Consider the following 14,633-nt stretch of genomic DNA (forward strand, 5'->3'; position numbering starts at 1 on the left):
GATTGTACACTGTCCGGGTGTTCTATGGTATGTGGGAGGGAAGGGCCGTTGGAGGGCGGATGCGCGCTCCACGCTTATCCGCCCTACGCAAACCCTAGTGCTTCAAGCCGCGCCAGCCGATATCGCGGCGGAACTGCGCGTCGTTGAAGTGGACCTTGTCGACCGTTTCATACGCCTGCTTCTGCGCCATCCGCACGCTGTCGCCCAGTCCCACCACGCACAGCACGCGTCCGCCGTTGGTCAGCAGCTGGCCATCGACCAGCTTCGTCCCGGCGTGGAAGGTGACACACTCCGCCGTCTCGGCCGGGATCCCGTCGATCACATCACCCTTCTTCGGATCGTCCGGATAACCGCCGGCCGCCATCACCACGCCGACCGCCGTGCGGCGATCCCAGTCCAGCTCCACTGTGTCGAGCGTGCCGTTGACCGCGTGCTCCATCACCGTCACCAGGTCGCTCTTCAGGCGCGCCATGATCGGCTGCGTCTCCGGGTCGCCCATGCGGCAGTTGAATTCCAGCGTCTTGGGATTGCCGGCCGCGTCGATCATCAGGCCCGCATACAGGAAGCCGGTGAACGGAATGCCGTCCTTGGCCATGCCGTTGATGGTTGGGTCGATAATCTCGCGCATCACGCGCGCGTGCATCGCAGGCGTGACGATCGCGGCGGGCGAGTACGCGCCCATGCCGCCGGTGTTCGGGCCTTCGTCGTTGTCCTTGAGGCGCTTGTGGTCCTGGCTGGTCGCCAGCGGCAGGATGTTTTTACCATCGCACATGACGATGAAGCTGGCTTCCTCGCCGGCCAAAAACTCTTCGATCACGACGCGCGCGCCGGCGTCGCCGAGGCGGTTATCGAGCAGCATGGTATCGACCGCGGCATGCGCTTCTTCCAGCGACATCGCCACCACCACGCCTTTGCCGGCGGCCAGGCCGTCGGCTTTGATCACGATCGGCGCGCCGTTCGCATCGATGTAAGCGTGCGCCGGGGCGGCGTCCGAGAAGGTCTGGTAGGTGGCGGTCGGGATGCCGTGGCGCTGCATGAACGCCTTGGCGAAGTCCTTCGAGCTTTCCAGCTGCGCCGCTTCTTTGGTCGGGCCGAAGACCTTCAGGCCGCGCGCGCGGAACAGGTTGACGATACCCGCCGCGAGCGGCGCTTCCGGGCCGACCACGGTCAGGGCGATGTTTTCGGACTCGACGAAATCGGCCAGCTGGGCCGGATCGGTGATCTCGACATTGATCAGCCGGACATCGCGCGCGGTGCCGCCGTTACCAGGGGCGACGTAGACCATCTGGATGCGTTCTGATTGGGCCAGTTTCCAGGCCAGGGCGTGTTCGCGGCCGCCAGAGCCGACTACCAGGATTTTCATAGGTGCTTACTCTTCGATGACGGCGTTGGTGTAGACATCCTGGACGTCGTCCAGGTTTTCGAGCGCGTCCAGCAGCTTTTGCATCTTCGCTGCGTCGTCGCCGGTAAATTCGGTTTCGGTGGCCGGCTTCATGATGATCTCGGCGACTTCGGCCTTGAAGCCGGCCGCCTCGAGCGCATCCTTCACGCCTGCGAAGTCGTGCGGGCCGCACAGCACTTCGAAGCCGCCTTCATCGTCGGCCACCACGTCTTCGGCGCCTGCTTCGAGGGCCGCTTCCATCAGCTTGTCCTCGTTCACGCCGGGAGCGAACAGGAACTGGCCGCAATGTTTGAACATGAAGGCCACCGAGCCCTCGTTGCCCATGTTGCCGCCGTTTTTGTTGAAGGCGTTACGCACTTCAGCCACGGTACGCACGCGGTTATCGGTCATGCAATCGACGATGATCGCCGCGCCGCCGATGCCGTAGCCCTCGTAGCGGACCTCCTCGTAGTTGGCGCCTTCGAGGCCGCCCGAACCACGCTGGATTGCGCGGGTTACATTCTCCTTCGGCATATTCGCATCGGCAGCCTTATCCACGGCCAGGCGCAGGCGCGGGTTGGCGGCGATATCGGCACCACCCATGCGGGCCGCGACGGTGATCTCCTTGATCAGGCGCGTCCAGATCTTGCCGCGCTTCGCATCGGTAGCGGCTTTCTTATGCTTGATGTTGGCCCATTTGCTGTGTCCAGCCATGTCGGATATTCCTTAGAGACGGTATGCAGAGTGGCCGACATTTTACCATAGCGACACTTCCCAAAATCGGGGTCCGTCCCCGGGGACGGACCCCGGGGACAGACCCCGGGGACGGACCGGGTCACGCGGACCCCGATCCTGGTGCATATCGAAATCGGATATGTCTCCGATTTTGGCAATTAGGGTCTGTCCCCGGGGACGGACCCCGAATTGCAGCGGGAGAATGTTTGGCCGCCAGCGGGCTTGGGCGTTTGCTTTTACAATTGGGGCATGAGCAAAAACGCAATGGCCACGGCGCAAACATCGATCCCACGCCCGGCCCTCGTCGCCGGGCTGGCCATCGCCATCGGCGGCGCCGTGCTGTTCTCGACCAAGGCCATCGTCGCCAAGCTGCTGTACCGCTACCACATCGACGCCGTCACCCTCATCGCCTTCCGCATGCTGTTTTCGTTTCCGTTCTTCCTCGCCGTGGCGGTGTGGAAAATGCGCACGGAAGCGCCGCTGCCCGTCATCGACCGCTGGCGCATCCTGGGCCTCGGCCTGATCGGCTACTACTTGTCCAGCTTCCTCGATTTCCTCGGCTTGCAGTACATCTCCGTCGGCCTCGAACGGCTGATCCTGTTCCTGACGCCGACCTTCGTGCTGCTGATTACCTCGGTCTTCCTGAAGCGCCACATCAGCAAGGTGGAGTGGATCGCGCTGGCCACCTCCTACTGCGGCATCATCCTGGTGTTCGTGCATGACCTGCACGGCGGCGCCGGCAATGCCATGCTCGGCTCGCTGCTGGTGGTCGGTTCGGCCATCTCTTACGCGCTTTACTTGCTGTTCTGCGGCGAACTGGTGCGGCGCATCGGCACGCTGCGGCTGGTGTCGTACGCGATGTGCGTGTCGAGCGTGGCCTGCATCGCGCAGTTCTTCGCGCTGCGGCCGGCCGCGATGCTGATCCAGCCGGCCGAGGTGTACTGGTTGTCGCTGGTGAACGCGATATTCTGTACTATCTTCCCAGTGTTCATGACGATGTACGCGGTCCAGCGCATCGGCGCGGCCACCGCGTCCCAGGCCGGCATGGTCGGCCCCGTGTCGACCTTGTTCCTCGGCGCACTGGTGCTGGCCGAGCCAATCACCTCGGTCCAGCTGGCCGGCACCGGGCTGGTGTTGGGTGGAATCTATATGCTGTCCAGAAAAAAATAGCGGGTCCTATCAATCAACAACGGGAAAAAGCAGGCATGAAACCACGTATCGCGCTGATCGCGCACGACATGAAAAAAGACGACATGATCACGCTGGCGGCCCAGTACATCGACTTCCTGCGCGGCTGCCAACTGGTCGCCACCGGCACCACCGGCGGCCGCCTGGCCAATGAGCTGGGCCTGACCATCGAGCGCAAGCATTCCGGCCCGTTCGGCGGCGACCTGCAGATCGGCGCCCAGCTGGTCGACGGCCAGATCGACGCGGTGATCTTCCTGCGCGACCCGATGACGCCGCAGCCGCACGAGCCGGACATCAACGCGCTGGTGCGCGCCTGCGACGTGCACAACGTCGCCTGCGCCACCAACCTGTCGACCGCGCACCTGGTCCTGTCGCAGCTGAAGCTCGCGGCACGCAAATAACACCACAAGGAGAACTGAGCATGGCAAAGGCGATTCGCATCAACCGCAACGGCGGCCCGGAAGTGATGGAGTATGTCGACGTGGAGGTGGGTGAGCCAGGTCCTGGCGAAGCGCGCGTGCGCCACCATGCGATCGGCTTGAATTTCATCGACGTGTACTTCCGCACCGGGCTGTATCCGCAGCCGCTGCCGGCAGGCCTTGGCAAGGAGGGCGCCGGCGTGGTCGAGGCGGTGGGCGAGGGCGTGACCGAGGTCAGGCCAGGCGACCGGGTGGCCTACGCGGGCGGCCCGAACGGCGCGTATGCGGTAGTGCGCAACATGCCTGCATCGCTGCTGGTGCGCTTGCCCGATGCGATTTCGTTCGAGACCGCGGCGGCCATGATGCTGCAGGGGTTGACGGTGCAGTACCTGTTCAACCGCACCACGCAACTCAAACGGGGCGACACCATCCTGTTCCATGCCGCAGCCGGCGGTGTCGGCCTGATCGCCTGCCAGTGGGCGCGCGCAATGGGCGTGAACATGATCGGCACGGTGGGCTCGGATGCCAAGGCCGAACTGGCGCGGGCGCACGGCTGCACGCACGTCATCAACTACAACACCGAGGATTTCGTCAAGCGCGTGGCCGAGGTCACCAATGGCGAGAAGGTGTCGGTGGTGTATGACTCGATCGGCAAGGACACCTTCATCGGCTCGCTCGACTGCCTGCGCCCGCGCGGCTTGATGGTCAGCTTCGGCAATGCCTCCGGCCCTGTGGATCCGTTCGGGCTGAATGAGCTGGCGTCGCGCGGTTCGCTGTTTGTCACACGGCCTAGTTTGTTCGCGTACGCGGCAACGCGCAAGGACATCGAGGAGATGTCGGCCGATTTGTTCGGGATGGTCGAAAGCGGGAAGGTGAAGATCGAGATCAACCAGCGTTACAGCCTGGCCGATGCGGCGCAGGCGCATCTCGATCTCGAGGCGCGCAAGACGACGGGATCGTCGATTTTGCTGCCTTGATCAATTCGGCGGATGCTTCGCCAAGGAGTCTCCGCTTGCAAGCGGAGACCGTTTCGCAGGCGAATCGCATGCGATTCGAAACCCCTGCTACACCGGGCGGCGCCCTTATCCGCCATGTGCCCGCCAGCGCGATTCTTACTTCGCCTCGCGCTTCAATTCCACGGTCCGCGCCACCCCGCTCACGCCGGGGAATTCGGCGAACGCACTGTGCACCAGCGCCGGCATGACCTGCGGCGTCGACATCGTCCGGCTCAGGTTATTCACCGTCACATCAAACAGCCGCTTGCCATCCTTGACCGACTTGATCCCAAGCTGCAGATCGCGCTTGTAATGATGAACGATGCTTTCCTGGTACATCGGCGTGCCATACCAGAACGGGTCGTAGAACGGGCTGTGCCAGCCGCGCCAGTAACCATATCCGCGGCGGTACGGCCGCATGAACGCCGAACGCGGCATCCAGTAATGGTCGAAGTGCGAGTACACCGGCTCGATCACCCGGACCGGCACATCAACCGTCATGAAGCGCATCGCCACCTGCAGCGTCGGCGTCCCCGCCGCGCCGGCGTCCTGGAACCCCAGCCGCGCCAGCTCGCCGCGCACCATGTTCTGGTAGCTGCGCCATTCCAGCGTGTCGTCCTGCGCCGGCGGCGCCTCGAACACGTAGGTCTTATCGGCCAGCTGCTCCGGCCACTGGTGGAAGGTGGTCACATCGCTGCGAATGGTCGTGGCGCATCCGCCCAGCAGCAGGGTCAGCGCAGCGGTCGCGGCAATCATCAGGCGTTTCATGTTATTTCTCCGTTTGGTGGGCGTAGTCCACCCAAAGTAACTTTATGTCGTAGTTGGCATTCTGGCAGATAATTTACAGAATGTTACCCATGAGCACATGGCGTTACAACGAATATTGTGACCTGTGCATCTGGCAGGAGTTGGTAGAATAGCCGCCTGCCCACCTGCCAAAGTCCGATTTCCCATGCGCACAGATACCCCCCAGACTATCTACCGGAAAGACTACACGCCGCCAACTTACCAGGTCGAAACCGTCGAGCTCGGCTTCGACCTGGACCCGGACCGCACCATCGTCGCCAGCCGCCTCGTGATGGTCAGTAACCCGGAAAGCGTGGGCGAGGGCATCGAGCTGCATGGCGTCAACCTCCAGCTGGTGTCGCTGCGCATGAATGGACGGACCCTCTACGAGGGCGATTACGATATCTCAGGCGGCATACTGCGCATCCCTGCCGCGCCGGACCGGGTGACGCTGGAGATCGAGACGCTGACGTCGCCGGTCAAGAACACCACCCTGAGTGGTCTCTACGTTTCCAACGGCAATTTCTTCACCCAGTGCGAGGCCGAAGGTTTTCGCTCGATCACTTACTTCCCCGACCGTCCCGACGTGATGGCGAAGTTCACCGTGATGCTGCGCGCGGACAAGAATAGATATCCAGTCCTGCTGTCGAACGGCAACCTGGTCGAGGAGGGCGACCTGGACGATGGCCGCCATTTCGCCAAATGGGAAGACCCGTTCAAGAAGCCGTCCTACCTGTTCGCGCTGGTCGCCGCGAAGCTGGTGTGCCAGGAAGAAAACTTCAGGCTGAAGGATGGCCGCGACGCCTTGCTGCAGGTCTGGGTCGAAGACGGCAACCTCGACAAGACCGACTACGCGATGCAGTCCCTGAAGAACAGCATCCGCTGGGACGAGGAGCGTTTCGGCCTCGAGCTCGACCTCGACCGCTTCATGATCGTCGCCGTCAGCGACTTCAACATGGGCGCGATGGAAAACAAGGGCCTGAACATCTTCAACACGAAGTTCGTCCTGGCCAACCCGCGCGTCGCCACCGACGTCGACTATGCCGGCATCGAAGCCGTGGTGGGCCACGAGTACTTCCACAACTGGACTGGCAACCGGGTTACCTGCCGCGACTGGTTCCAGTTGTCGCTGAAGGAAGGCCTGACCGTGTTCCGCGACCAGGAGTTCTCGGCCGACATGATCGGCACCGACAGCGGCCGTGCCGTCACCCGCATCGAGCAGGTGCGCACCTTGCGCCAGGCACAGTTCCCGGAAGACGCCGGCCCGATGGCGCACCCGGTGCGTCCCGACTCCTTCGTGGAGATCAACAATTTCTACACAGTCACCGTGTACGAAAAGGGCGCGGAAGTCGTGCGCATGTACCAGACCCTGCTGGGCCGCGACGGGTTCCGCAAGGGCATGGACCTGTATTTCGAACGCCACGACGAGCAGGCTGTCGAGTGCGACGACTTCCGCGCTGCAATGGCCGACGCCAACGGACGCGACCTGGCGCAGTTCGAGCGCTGGTACAGCCAGGCCGGCACGCCGGTCGTGACCGCATCGAGCCGCTATGACGCCAACGCCGGTGCGTTCGCGCTGACCTTGTCGCAAAGCTGCCCGGCCACGCCCGGCCAGCCGGACAAGCTGCCGTTCCACATCCCGGTGGCCGTCGGCCTGCTGGGCGCGGACGGCAAGGACATTGAACTGACCGTCGACGGCAAGAAGGCCGGCGCCACCGCCGTGCTGGAACTGACCGAGCCATCGCAAACCTTCCAGTTCACGGGCGTGAAGCAAGCGCCGATTCCGTCGATCCTGCGCGACTTTTCCGCGCCGATCGTACTCGACTATCCGTACACCGACGAGCAATTGCTGCACTTGTTCAGCCACGACAGCGACCCCGTCAACCGCTGGGAAGCCGGCCAGCGCCTGGCGATGGAACGCCTGCTGGCGATGACCGCCGCGGCCGGCTCGGGCGGCCAGTTGGCGCTGGACGACACCTTCATCGACGCGATGCGCAAGATCCTGGTTGACGAGTCGCTCGACCCGGCCTTCCGCGAAAACGCCTTGCTGCTGCCGTCCGAAAGCATGGTGGCCGAACAGATGGATATGGTGAACCCGCAGGCGATCCACCTGGCGCGCCAGAGCATGCGCAAGGCCATTGGTTCCACCTTGCGTAAGGAATTCCATGCGCAGTACGAAGCCAACCAGACACCTGGCGACTACAGCCCCGATGCCATCTCGGCCGGCAAGCGCGGCCTGAAAAACCTGGCGCTGGCTTACCTGTCGGCCGCGCCGGACGATGCCATCAACATGCTGGCCCAGGGCCAGTTCGACCGTGCCGGCAACATGACGGACCGCGTCGCCGCGCTGGTATCGCTGATCCAATCTGCGGCGCCGGGTGCTGCCGATGCGCTGGAACGCTTTTACGCCGAGTTCGACAACGAGGCGCTGGTGGTCGACAAGTGGTTCGCGATCCAGGCCGCGGCGCCGGGCGCCGACGTGGCGGCGGTGCGCGCGCTGATGAAGCACCCGGCATTCACGCTGAAGAACCCGAACCGCGCACGCAGCCTGATCTTCAACTTCTGCAACGGCAACCCGGCGCAGTTCCACGCGCCCGATGGCAGCGGCTACGCGTTCTGGGCCGAGCAGGTGAAGGCGCTCGACGCGCTCAACCCGCAGGTGGCCAGCCGCCTCGCGCGCTCGATGGACCGCTGGCGCCGCTACGCCCCGGCGCTGCAGGCGCAGATGAAGAATGCGCTGGAGAAGGTCGCCGGCGCGGGGAAACTCTCGAATGACGTCAACGAAGTCGTCAGCAAGGCACTCACCAATTAACCTCGTTCCAGGGCTCGGCGCCCCCCTTGGCGGGAACCCATGCCGAGTCTGCTTTCACGCGGGAACGACGAATAGCACAAGCATTTAATCAAACTAAGGAAGTCCATGAAACGCGTCAGTCTCACGCAATACCTGGTTGAAGAACAGCGTCACAACAATTCCATTCCCGCCGAGCTGCGCTTGCTGATCGAAGTCGTCGCGCGCGCATGCAAGACCATCAGCCATTCGGTCAGCAAGGGTGCGCTGGGCGACATCCTCGGCAGCGCCGACACCGAGAACATCCAGGGTGAGGTTCAAAAGAAGCTCGACGTGATCTCGAACGAAATCCTGCTCGAAGCGAACGAGTGGGGCGGCCACCTCGCCGCAATGGCATCGGAAGAAATGGAATCGATCCATCCGATCCCGAACCGCTATCCGATGGGCGAATACATGCTGCTGTTCGATCCGCTCGACGGCTCGTCGAACATCGACGTCAACGTGTCGATCGGCACCATCTTCTCGGTGCTCAAGGCGCCGGACGGCATGGGCACGCCAACCGAAGAGCACTTCATGCAGCCAGGCAGCGCGCAGGTTGCCGCCGGCTACGCCGTGTACGGCCCGCAGACGATGCTGGTGCTGACCACCGGCAACGGCGTCAACTGCTTCACGCTGGACCGCGAGATGGGTTCGTGGGTGCTTACCAGCCGCAACATGACGATTCCGGAAACCACCAAGGAATTCGCGATCAACATGTCGAACCAGCGCCACTGGCATCCGCCGGTGCAGCGTTACGTCAGCGAGATGCTGGCAGGCTCGACCGGCCCGCGCGAGAAGGACTTCAACATGCGCTGGATCGCCTCGATGGTGGCCGATGTGCACCGCATCCTGAACCGCGGCGGCATCTTCATGTATCCGGCCGACATGCGCGACACCTCGATGCCGGGCAAGCTGCGCCTGATGTACGAAGCGAACCCGATGGCGATGATCGTCGAGCAGGCGGGCGGCGCGGCAACCGACGGGCGCCAGCGCATCCTCGATATTCCGCCGCACAAGCTGCACCAGCGGGTGCCGGTTTTCCTCGGTTCGAAGAGCGAAGTCGAGCGTGTGACCAGCTACCACGCGGCGTAAACCGGGGTATTTGTTCAGAAAAAGGCAAGTTTCGCTGATTCGGGGTAGCAAGAGTCAGCGAAACTTTGCTAGAATATCGGTCTTCGCCGCTTTAGCTCAGTTGGTAGAGCAGTTCATTCGTAATGAAAAGGTCGCCAGTTCGATTCCGGCAAGCGGCACCAGAACTTAGTATCAAGCAATCTCAGGTACTCTCAAAACCCGCCTCTCTACTAGGGAGCGCGGGTTTTTTGTTTTCTCAGCGCATCGCAGCCGGTAGCATGACATACCAATTTTCTTGGTAGTTATGTTGGTATTTCAAAAATACCAAAAATCAGATACCAACACCGGCACAACAATGGCACTTACAGATACCTTCATTCGGCAGCTCAAACACAGCGGAGCATCGGCCGGCGACAAGCACACCGATGGCCACGGTATGTTCCTCCAGGTCAACAAGGCAGGCAAGTAATGGCGCCTAAGCTACCGCTTCGCCGGTAAGCAGAAAACGTTGGCGCTCGGCGTCTATCCTGAAGTCTCGCTGGCGCAAGCGCGTAAGAAGCGCGAGCAGGCGCGAGAACTGCGCGCTGCTGGAACCGATCGAGGGCAGGCCAAGCGCGAGGAAAAACGCACGGACACAGTGACGGCTTGGCTGGAGCATGACGTTTTTCCGTTTATAGGAAAGTTGCCAATTGACTCGGTGAAGCCCCGCGACATTCTGTTCGCCGTCCAGAAGATGGAAAGTCGCGGCGCGGTCGACTCTGCCCACAGGGTGAAGCAGGTATGCGGTCAGGTGTTCAGGTTCGCGGTGGCTCTTGATTTAGTGAAGCGCGACATCACCGCCGATTTGCGAGGTGCGTTGTCGACGCCGGTCAAGTCCAACTACGCTGCTATTACCGACCCCAAGCAGGTAGGGGCGCTTATGCGCTCAATATTCGATTACCACGGTCATCCAGCGGCCGTAGCGGCCCTGAAGCTCGCCCCGATGCTGTTTGTGCGCCCGGGTGAGCTTCGCGCCGCGGAATGGGCAGAGATTGACCTCAACGCTGCTGAATGGCGTATCCCAGCCGCGAAGATGAAAATGAAGCTCGAGCACTTGGTGCCCTTGGCGGCGCCGGCGGTCGAGATTTTGCGTGATCTGCACAACGTGACCGGCGACGGCAGGTTCGTCTTTCCCAGCTTACGCACCAGCCAAGCGTGCATGTCCGAAAATACCATCAACGCAGCCCTTCGCGGGATGGGGTACACCAAGGAGGTTATGACCGGCCATGGTTTTCGCGCGATGGCACGCACGATCATGGACGAGGTACTCGGGGAGCGCGTCGACCTGATCGAGCACCAATTGGCGCATGCGGTAAGGGATGCGAACGGCCGGGCCTATAACCGTACCGCCCACCTGCCTGCACGCCGGGTGATGATGCAGCGTTGGGCGGACTATCTGGATGGGCTGCGCGTTGGCGCTGACGTTGTGCAGCTTCGGGCTTAACAAAACTGAATTTCAGAAATCAAAATGCTGCCAGAGAGACAAATTGGTCGACTACCGACGCCAGAGGTTCGCCGAGAGGTCGCGGATTTTGCTGCCGTCTGCCGCAAGGCGTTGAGCAGTCCAGAAAGGCGTGCCTGTGCGAACCCTGAGGCGCCCGTAGAGGAGCGTAGCTATGTGCACGCTGATGAGGTACTGGAATTCGCGCTGCGCGCGTTGGAAAGATTCGGCGAGCACGGCGATCATTTTCGCCCAGACTGGGACATCAACCGAATGGTCATTCGCGGCAAGGTGAGCGGCCTGCGCAAGAGCGGCTTGAGCTTCGAGGAGGCGGTGGGTGCGGTGGCGGACGATCTGGACGTTGACGACCGAACGGTGAGCCGATTCATTAGTCATGGCAAGTCGTGACACGACTCGCCAGTGTTTTTAAAAGTTAGGACTGAAATACTCCTCGTTGTTCTATTACAACGGAGTATTAGATGTCCACCCGTATCATCCGCATCGCAGAACTTGCGACCACCCCCAAGAAAGCCGGCATCCTGCCGGTCAGCCCGGCCACCATCTGGCGCTGGGTGCGCGACGGCAAATTCCCCAAGCCTTTGAAACTCGGTCCCTGCGTGACCGGCTGGCACACCTACGAGGTCGATGCCTTCATCGCGGCGCGCACCATCAACAACTAAGTTCGCCGAAATACCGGCACCTTGGGCGGCAACCGCCGCCAATCCGCCGCACCCTTCCTTCACTGCCCCCATAGCAAACTCCCAGAAAGACTCTATGAGCGCGTTTTCTCCCCGTATGACCCAGCAGTTGCCCCCGAGCCTGACCGCGCAAGCCCTGCTGATGACCCACTACCAGCCGCAGCGCGCGCTGGCCGCCAACGTAAAGTTGCTGATCGATGCGCCCGCCTTCAGCACCGCCTCGGGCCAATTCGGCGATGCACAGCTCGAACTGATGAACGCCTGGAACGCCGAAGCCGACGATGACCTGCAAGATAAGCTGACCATGACCGAAGTCTCGGTGGGCCAGCTCCGCGAGCCGGCGCATGCCGCGCCACATGACGGTGTTTCCTGGTGGTGAATCGTTGGAGCGTGCGAGGTACCCGCCGAGTTGTGCAATTTTTTCTAGATAGCGCGAAAGCGGCGGCTGCTCGCGGGATCTTTTGCTGTCTTTTACCAAGCAGTTGAGGAGACCAATTTCCGAAGGCGTCAGTGCCATCTCGGGCTCTGCATCGGGGCAGGTCCGGTTGAGCATGGTCAGCCAAAAAATGCGCCAGCTGATTATGCAAAAAACAGCGATTAGGTTGGCGAGTCGTTCGGCCGTACGTAGCCGAGACTCCTCGGCATTACATCCAGATTTCAGGATTTTGTGGAACGTCTCGATTTTCCAGCGCATGGCATACCAATCGAGTTTTTCAATTGCCTCGCGTCGGGATGCGACCGGCAAGTCGGTGATTAATTTCCACTCGATGGGCTTCCGATTCGCTGGCGTATCATGTTCGCGCGCATGGATCACGGTCAAGGAGAGAGCTGGATAACGGCTCTGCTTTCCAATTGGCGGTAGCACCTTGATGCGGCGATAGCGGATTTCCAGAACCGCATCGACGACGTTCCCTTTGGGATCGGAAGTCCGGACTCGATGCAGTCCTTTCAATTTCACTTCCTTCATCTCCTGGGCGATGGTATGGCCGCCATCGCCGGCTAAGCGGTCGACGCACGTGCGGACAAGGAAGTGTGTGCCAACGTCTTGCGCTGTACAGAACAACTCATAGATGTCGCTCTCCCGGTCGCCAATATGCACGCAACGCTGAGGATCGTCGAACAGCTCGGTTGACTGCCTCAAATTCTCCAGCCAGCGATAGCTTTCCTTTTCTTCGATCGGCACGCGCGTGGGGTTGATCGTCTTCTTGAGTGCGTTGCAGCCCTTGAACTTACTGCGCGTCCAGAACTTTATCGCCGCCAGACCAAGCGGAACACCCTCTGTCGTCACGGCCAAACTCGAATGCATCAGAATGCCGCACTGGGTCAGCTGTTTGCTGCGCCCATCGATTTTGCGGACCCCGCTCTTCCCAATGAATCCAATGCGCTCTGGCTGATCGCGCTGATAGGAAAACGTGGTTGTGTCTTGAAGGATAAGTATCGGCCCTTCCGCATGGGCGAAGCGCTCGCTTGTCGCCTGAAAATGGCCACCCAATATGTCCTGCTCACTGACGTGGTCGTTGGAAAAAAAGCGATAGGCCGCTTTCGTACTGGCCCAGTCCTGGCAGGCAAATGGAATGCTTTGGCCCATGTGCTTCCAGAACTGCTCAAGCAGCAGGCGGAAGCGCCTCTTGAGTCGTTCGTCTCGGAAATGACAGGCGGAATTTTCTTGATCCATCCAAGTCTGCTCGCCTTCCGGCGCCACCGCATGACGAGGCCGGGAATCGTCTGGCGATCCCCGCGTCGTCATCTGATTGCGATCAAATTCCTCATGTGAAAAAAGTTAACAGAACTGGCAAAAGTACCAAGCGAATTGTGGGTAATCGGAAGACTGGGCTGACGCTTACATGTGGCGCGATGTCGGGACGAAAAAAAGCCGCCCGGCTTGCACCGGGCCGCTTCGCACTTCAACGTCGGTTTATTTGGTGACGGTGCGCGTGCCAACCACTTCGACGGTCACCCGGCGATTCTTCGCGCGGCCTTCGGCCGTAGCGTTGTCCGCCAGCGGCTGGGTCTCGCCCTTGCCTTCGGTGTAGACGCGGGCCGGATCGAGTCCTTTCGATACCAGGTAGGCCTTCACGGCAGCTGCGCGGCGTAGCGACAGCTTCTCGTTGTAGGCGTCGGATCCGACCGAGTCGGTGTGGCCGATCGCGATCATGACTTCGGTATTCATGCCCTGCAGCCTGGCCAGCAAATCATCCAGCGCTGCCTTGCCGTCTTGCTTGACGACTGATTTGTCAAAATCGAACAGCGTTTCGGCGGCGAAGGTGACTTTTTCCGAGACGGCGACCGGCTCTGGCTGCGGCGTTGGCGGCGGCGTTTCGACAACCGGTGCCGGCATCGGCTCGGCTGCCGGCGCGACTACCGGTGCGGCTGCCGGGCGGCCGAGTTTGTAGACCAGGCTTAGCGACAGTAGGTCGACCTCGCCGCGATTGGATACCGCGTCGTTCACGCGGTATCGCTCAACTTCACCCCTGACGGCCAGGGCTTCGCTTAATTTGTATTCGAGACCAAGGCCGACCTTGGCGTTCAGCTTGCGTTCGCTGGCGTTCGGGTTGGTCACGGCTGCGAGGCGATTGCCTGAGAAGTGGGTTTTGGCTTCTGCATAGTTCATGCCGACGCGGGCCAGCAGCGAAACGCGCTGGGTCAGTGGGAGTTGTCCGACCAGATCGAGGTTCACGCCGCGGAAACCGGCTTCGCCGCGAAGTACGCCGTTACCCGATGTGGTGGCATTGAAATCGAATTTACCCAGGTCGAAATACCCGCCTTCGACCGCGAAGTATTGGTTCAGCTGCTTGCCGACGAACAGCTTGTAACCGGCCTCGCGTTCATCGGTGGTGAACGAGCTCATTGTCGCGCCATTCGCGGTAAGGCTGCGGACCAGGCGCTGGTCGTCGATGCTGGCGCGCGACTGGCCGATGGCCGCGCCAATGTACCAGGCGCTGTTGGCCCAGTCGGGGTGGATGAAGTCTTCCGCGTGGACGGCCTGGGCGGCCATCATGGCGCCCGCCAGCACGGTCAGGGTTGCGAGTGATTTTGTGGGTTTCATTTTCTTG

Annotated in this window: 12 protein-coding genes, 1 tRNA gene and 1 pseudogene; 9 read left to right on the plus strand and 5 right to left on the minus strand. The window is 61.5% G+C overall.

All coding sequences use genetic code 11. The features are described 5' to 3' along the window. Positions 1 to 94: 94 nt before the first annotated feature. The gene (purD, locus tag HHL21_RS08995) at positions 95 to 1,363 is read right to left on the minus strand and encodes a phosphoribosylamine--glycine ligase (RefSeq protein WP_169464913.1); all 1,269 of its coding nucleotides are present in this window, start codon (positions 1,361 to 1,363) and stop codon (positions 95 to 97) included. 6 nt (positions 1,364 to 1,369) lie between these two features. After that, positions 1,370 to 2,095 carry a YebC/PmpR family DNA-binding transcriptional regulator gene (locus tag HHL21_RS09000; protein ID WP_169464914.1) on the minus strand — a complete coding sequence of 242 codons (726 nt, stop codon included), beginning with the start codon at positions 2,093 to 2,095 and terminating at the stop codon, positions 1,370 to 1,372. Between the two features lie 270 nt (positions 2,096 to 2,365). Between HHL21_RS09000 and HHL21_RS09005 the strand changes: the two genes are divergently transcribed. The 3 genes from HHL21_RS09005 to HHL21_RS09015 are packed head-to-tail and all read left to right on the plus strand — an operon-like array spanning position 2,366 to position 4,700. Then, positions 2,366 to 3,286, plus strand: a complete 921-nt coding sequence (locus HHL21_RS09005; protein WP_169464915.1) for a DMT family transporter — start codon at positions 2,366 to 2,368, stop codon at positions 3,284 to 3,286. Between the two features lie 35 nt (positions 3,287 to 3,321). Then, positions 3,322 to 3,705: a methylglyoxal synthase gene (locus tag HHL21_RS09010; RefSeq protein WP_169464916.1), complete on the plus strand. Its 384-nt coding sequence runs from the start codon at positions 3,322 to 3,324 to the stop codon at positions 3,703 to 3,705. Between the two features lie 20 nt (positions 3,706 to 3,725). Continuing rightward, positions 3,726 to 4,700: a quinone oxidoreductase family protein gene (locus HHL21_RS09015; RefSeq protein WP_169464917.1), complete on the plus strand. Its 975-nt coding sequence runs from the start codon at positions 3,726 to 3,728 to the stop codon at positions 4,698 to 4,700. Between the two features lie 135 nt (positions 4,701 to 4,835). On the opposite strand, the gene HHL21_RS09020 is transcribed toward HHL21_RS09015, so the two are convergent. Then, a complete protein-coding gene (locus tag HHL21_RS09020; RefSeq protein ID WP_169464918.1) occupies positions 4,836 to 5,486 on the minus strand; it encodes a DUF4136 domain-containing protein in 651 nt (216 codons plus the stop codon). Between the two features lie 184 nt (positions 5,487 to 5,670). Between HHL21_RS09020 and pepN the strand changes: the two genes are divergently transcribed. From pepN to HHL21_RS09050, 6 genes and pseudogenes are all read left to right on the plus strand, one after another. Further along, a complete protein-coding gene (gene pepN / locus HHL21_RS09025) occupies positions 5,671 to 8,316 on the plus strand; it encodes an aminopeptidase N (RefSeq protein ID WP_169464919.1) in 2,646 nt (881 codons plus the stop codon). 105 nt (positions 8,317 to 8,421) lie between these two features. Continuing rightward, positions 8,422 to 9,423 (plus strand): class 1 fructose-bisphosphatase, encoded by a 1,002-nt coding sequence (locus HHL21_RS09030; protein ID WP_169464920.1) that lies wholly within the window; start codon positions 8,422 to 8,424, stop codon positions 9,421 to 9,423. Positions 9,424 to 9,508: 85 nt separating this feature from the next. Continuing rightward, a tRNA-Thr gene (locus tag HHL21_RS09035) sits at positions 9,509 to 9,584 on the plus strand. Between the two features lie 173 nt (positions 9,585 to 9,757). Then, positions 9,758 to 10,885, plus strand: a pseudogene (locus HHL21_RS09040) (tyrosine-type recombinase/integrase). 24 nt (positions 10,886 to 10,909) lie between these two features. Continuing rightward, positions 10,910 to 11,290, plus strand: coding sequence for a hypothetical protein (locus HHL21_RS09045; RefSeq protein ID WP_169464921.1), 381 nt, complete (start codon positions 10,910 to 10,912; stop codon positions 11,288 to 11,290). A gap of 71 nt (positions 11,291 to 11,361) precedes the next feature. Continuing rightward, complete coding sequence (locus tag HHL21_RS09050) at positions 11,362 to 11,562, plus strand: helix-turn-helix transcriptional regulator (protein ID WP_169464922.1); 201 nt, start codon at positions 11,362 to 11,364, stop codon at positions 11,560 to 11,562. On the opposite strand, the gene HHL21_RS09055 is transcribed toward HHL21_RS09050, so the two are convergent. Together HHL21_RS09055 and HHL21_RS09060 are read right to left on the minus strand one after the other, a co-directional pair. Next, entirely contained in the window at positions 11,552 to 13,255 is a 1,704-nt protein-coding gene (locus HHL21_RS09055; RefSeq protein ID WP_229496240.1) for an IS4 family transposase, read from the minus strand. The genes HHL21_RS09050 and HHL21_RS09055 overlap by 11 nt on opposite strands. 240 nt (positions 13,256 to 13,495) lie before the next feature. Continuing rightward, the gene (locus HHL21_RS09060) at positions 13,496 to 14,626 is read right to left on the minus strand and encodes an OmpA family protein (protein WP_169464923.1); all 1,131 of its coding nucleotides are present in this window, start codon (positions 14,624 to 14,626) and stop codon (positions 13,496 to 13,498) included. Positions 14,627 to 14,633 lie beyond the last annotated feature (7 nt).

Source organism: Massilia polaris (genome assembly GCF_012927275.1).
In the GTDB taxonomy this organism is placed as follows: domain Bacteria; phylum Pseudomonadota; class Gammaproteobacteria; order Burkholderiales; family Burkholderiaceae_D; genus Telluria_A; species Telluria_A polaris.

What these genes read in the sequence shown, in the direction of transcription:
- purD (WP_169464913.1), bottom strand. Translation starts at nt 1,363, where the DNA reads ATGAAAATCCTGGTAGTCGGCTCTGGCGGCCGCGAACACGCCCTGGCC.
- HHL21_RS09000 (WP_169464914.1), bottom strand. Translation starts at nt 2,095, where the DNA reads ATGGCTGGACACAGCAAATGGGCCAACATCAAGCATAAGAAAGCCGCT.
- HHL21_RS09005 (WP_169464915.1), top strand. Translation starts at nt 2,366, where the DNA reads ATGAGCAAAAACGCAATGGCCACGGCGCAAACATCGATCCCACGCCCG.
- HHL21_RS09010 (WP_169464916.1), top strand. Translation starts at nt 3,322, where the DNA reads ATGAAACCACGTATCGCGCTGATCGCGCACGACATGAAAAAAGACGAC.
- HHL21_RS09015 (WP_169464917.1), top strand. Translation starts at nt 3,726, where the DNA reads ATGGCAAAGGCGATTCGCATCAACCGCAACGGCGGCCCGGAAGTGATG.
- HHL21_RS09020 (WP_169464918.1), bottom strand. Translation starts at nt 5,486, where the DNA reads ATGAAACGCCTGATGATTGCCGCGACCGCTGCGCTGACCCTGCTGCTG.
- pepN (WP_169464919.1), top strand. Translation starts at nt 5,671, where the DNA reads ATGCGCACAGATACCCCCCAGACTATCTACCGGAAAGACTACACGCCG.
- HHL21_RS09030 (WP_169464920.1), top strand. Translation starts at nt 8,422, where the DNA reads ATGAAACGCGTCAGTCTCACGCAATACCTGGTTGAAGAACAGCGTCAC.
- HHL21_RS09045 (WP_169464921.1), top strand. Translation starts at nt 10,910, where the DNA reads ATGCTGCCAGAGAGACAAATTGGTCGACTACCGACGCCAGAGGTTCGC.
- HHL21_RS09050 (WP_169464922.1), top strand. Translation starts at nt 11,362, where the DNA reads ATGTCCACCCGTATCATCCGCATCGCAGAACTTGCGACCACCCCCAAG.
- HHL21_RS09055 (WP_229496240.1), bottom strand. Translation starts at nt 13,255, where the DNA reads ATGGATCAAGAAAATTCCGCCTGTCATTTCCGAGACGAACGACTCAAG.
- HHL21_RS09060 (WP_169464923.1), bottom strand. Translation starts at nt 14,626, where the DNA reads ATGAAACCCACAAAATCACTCGCAACCCTGACCGTGCTGGCGGGCGCC.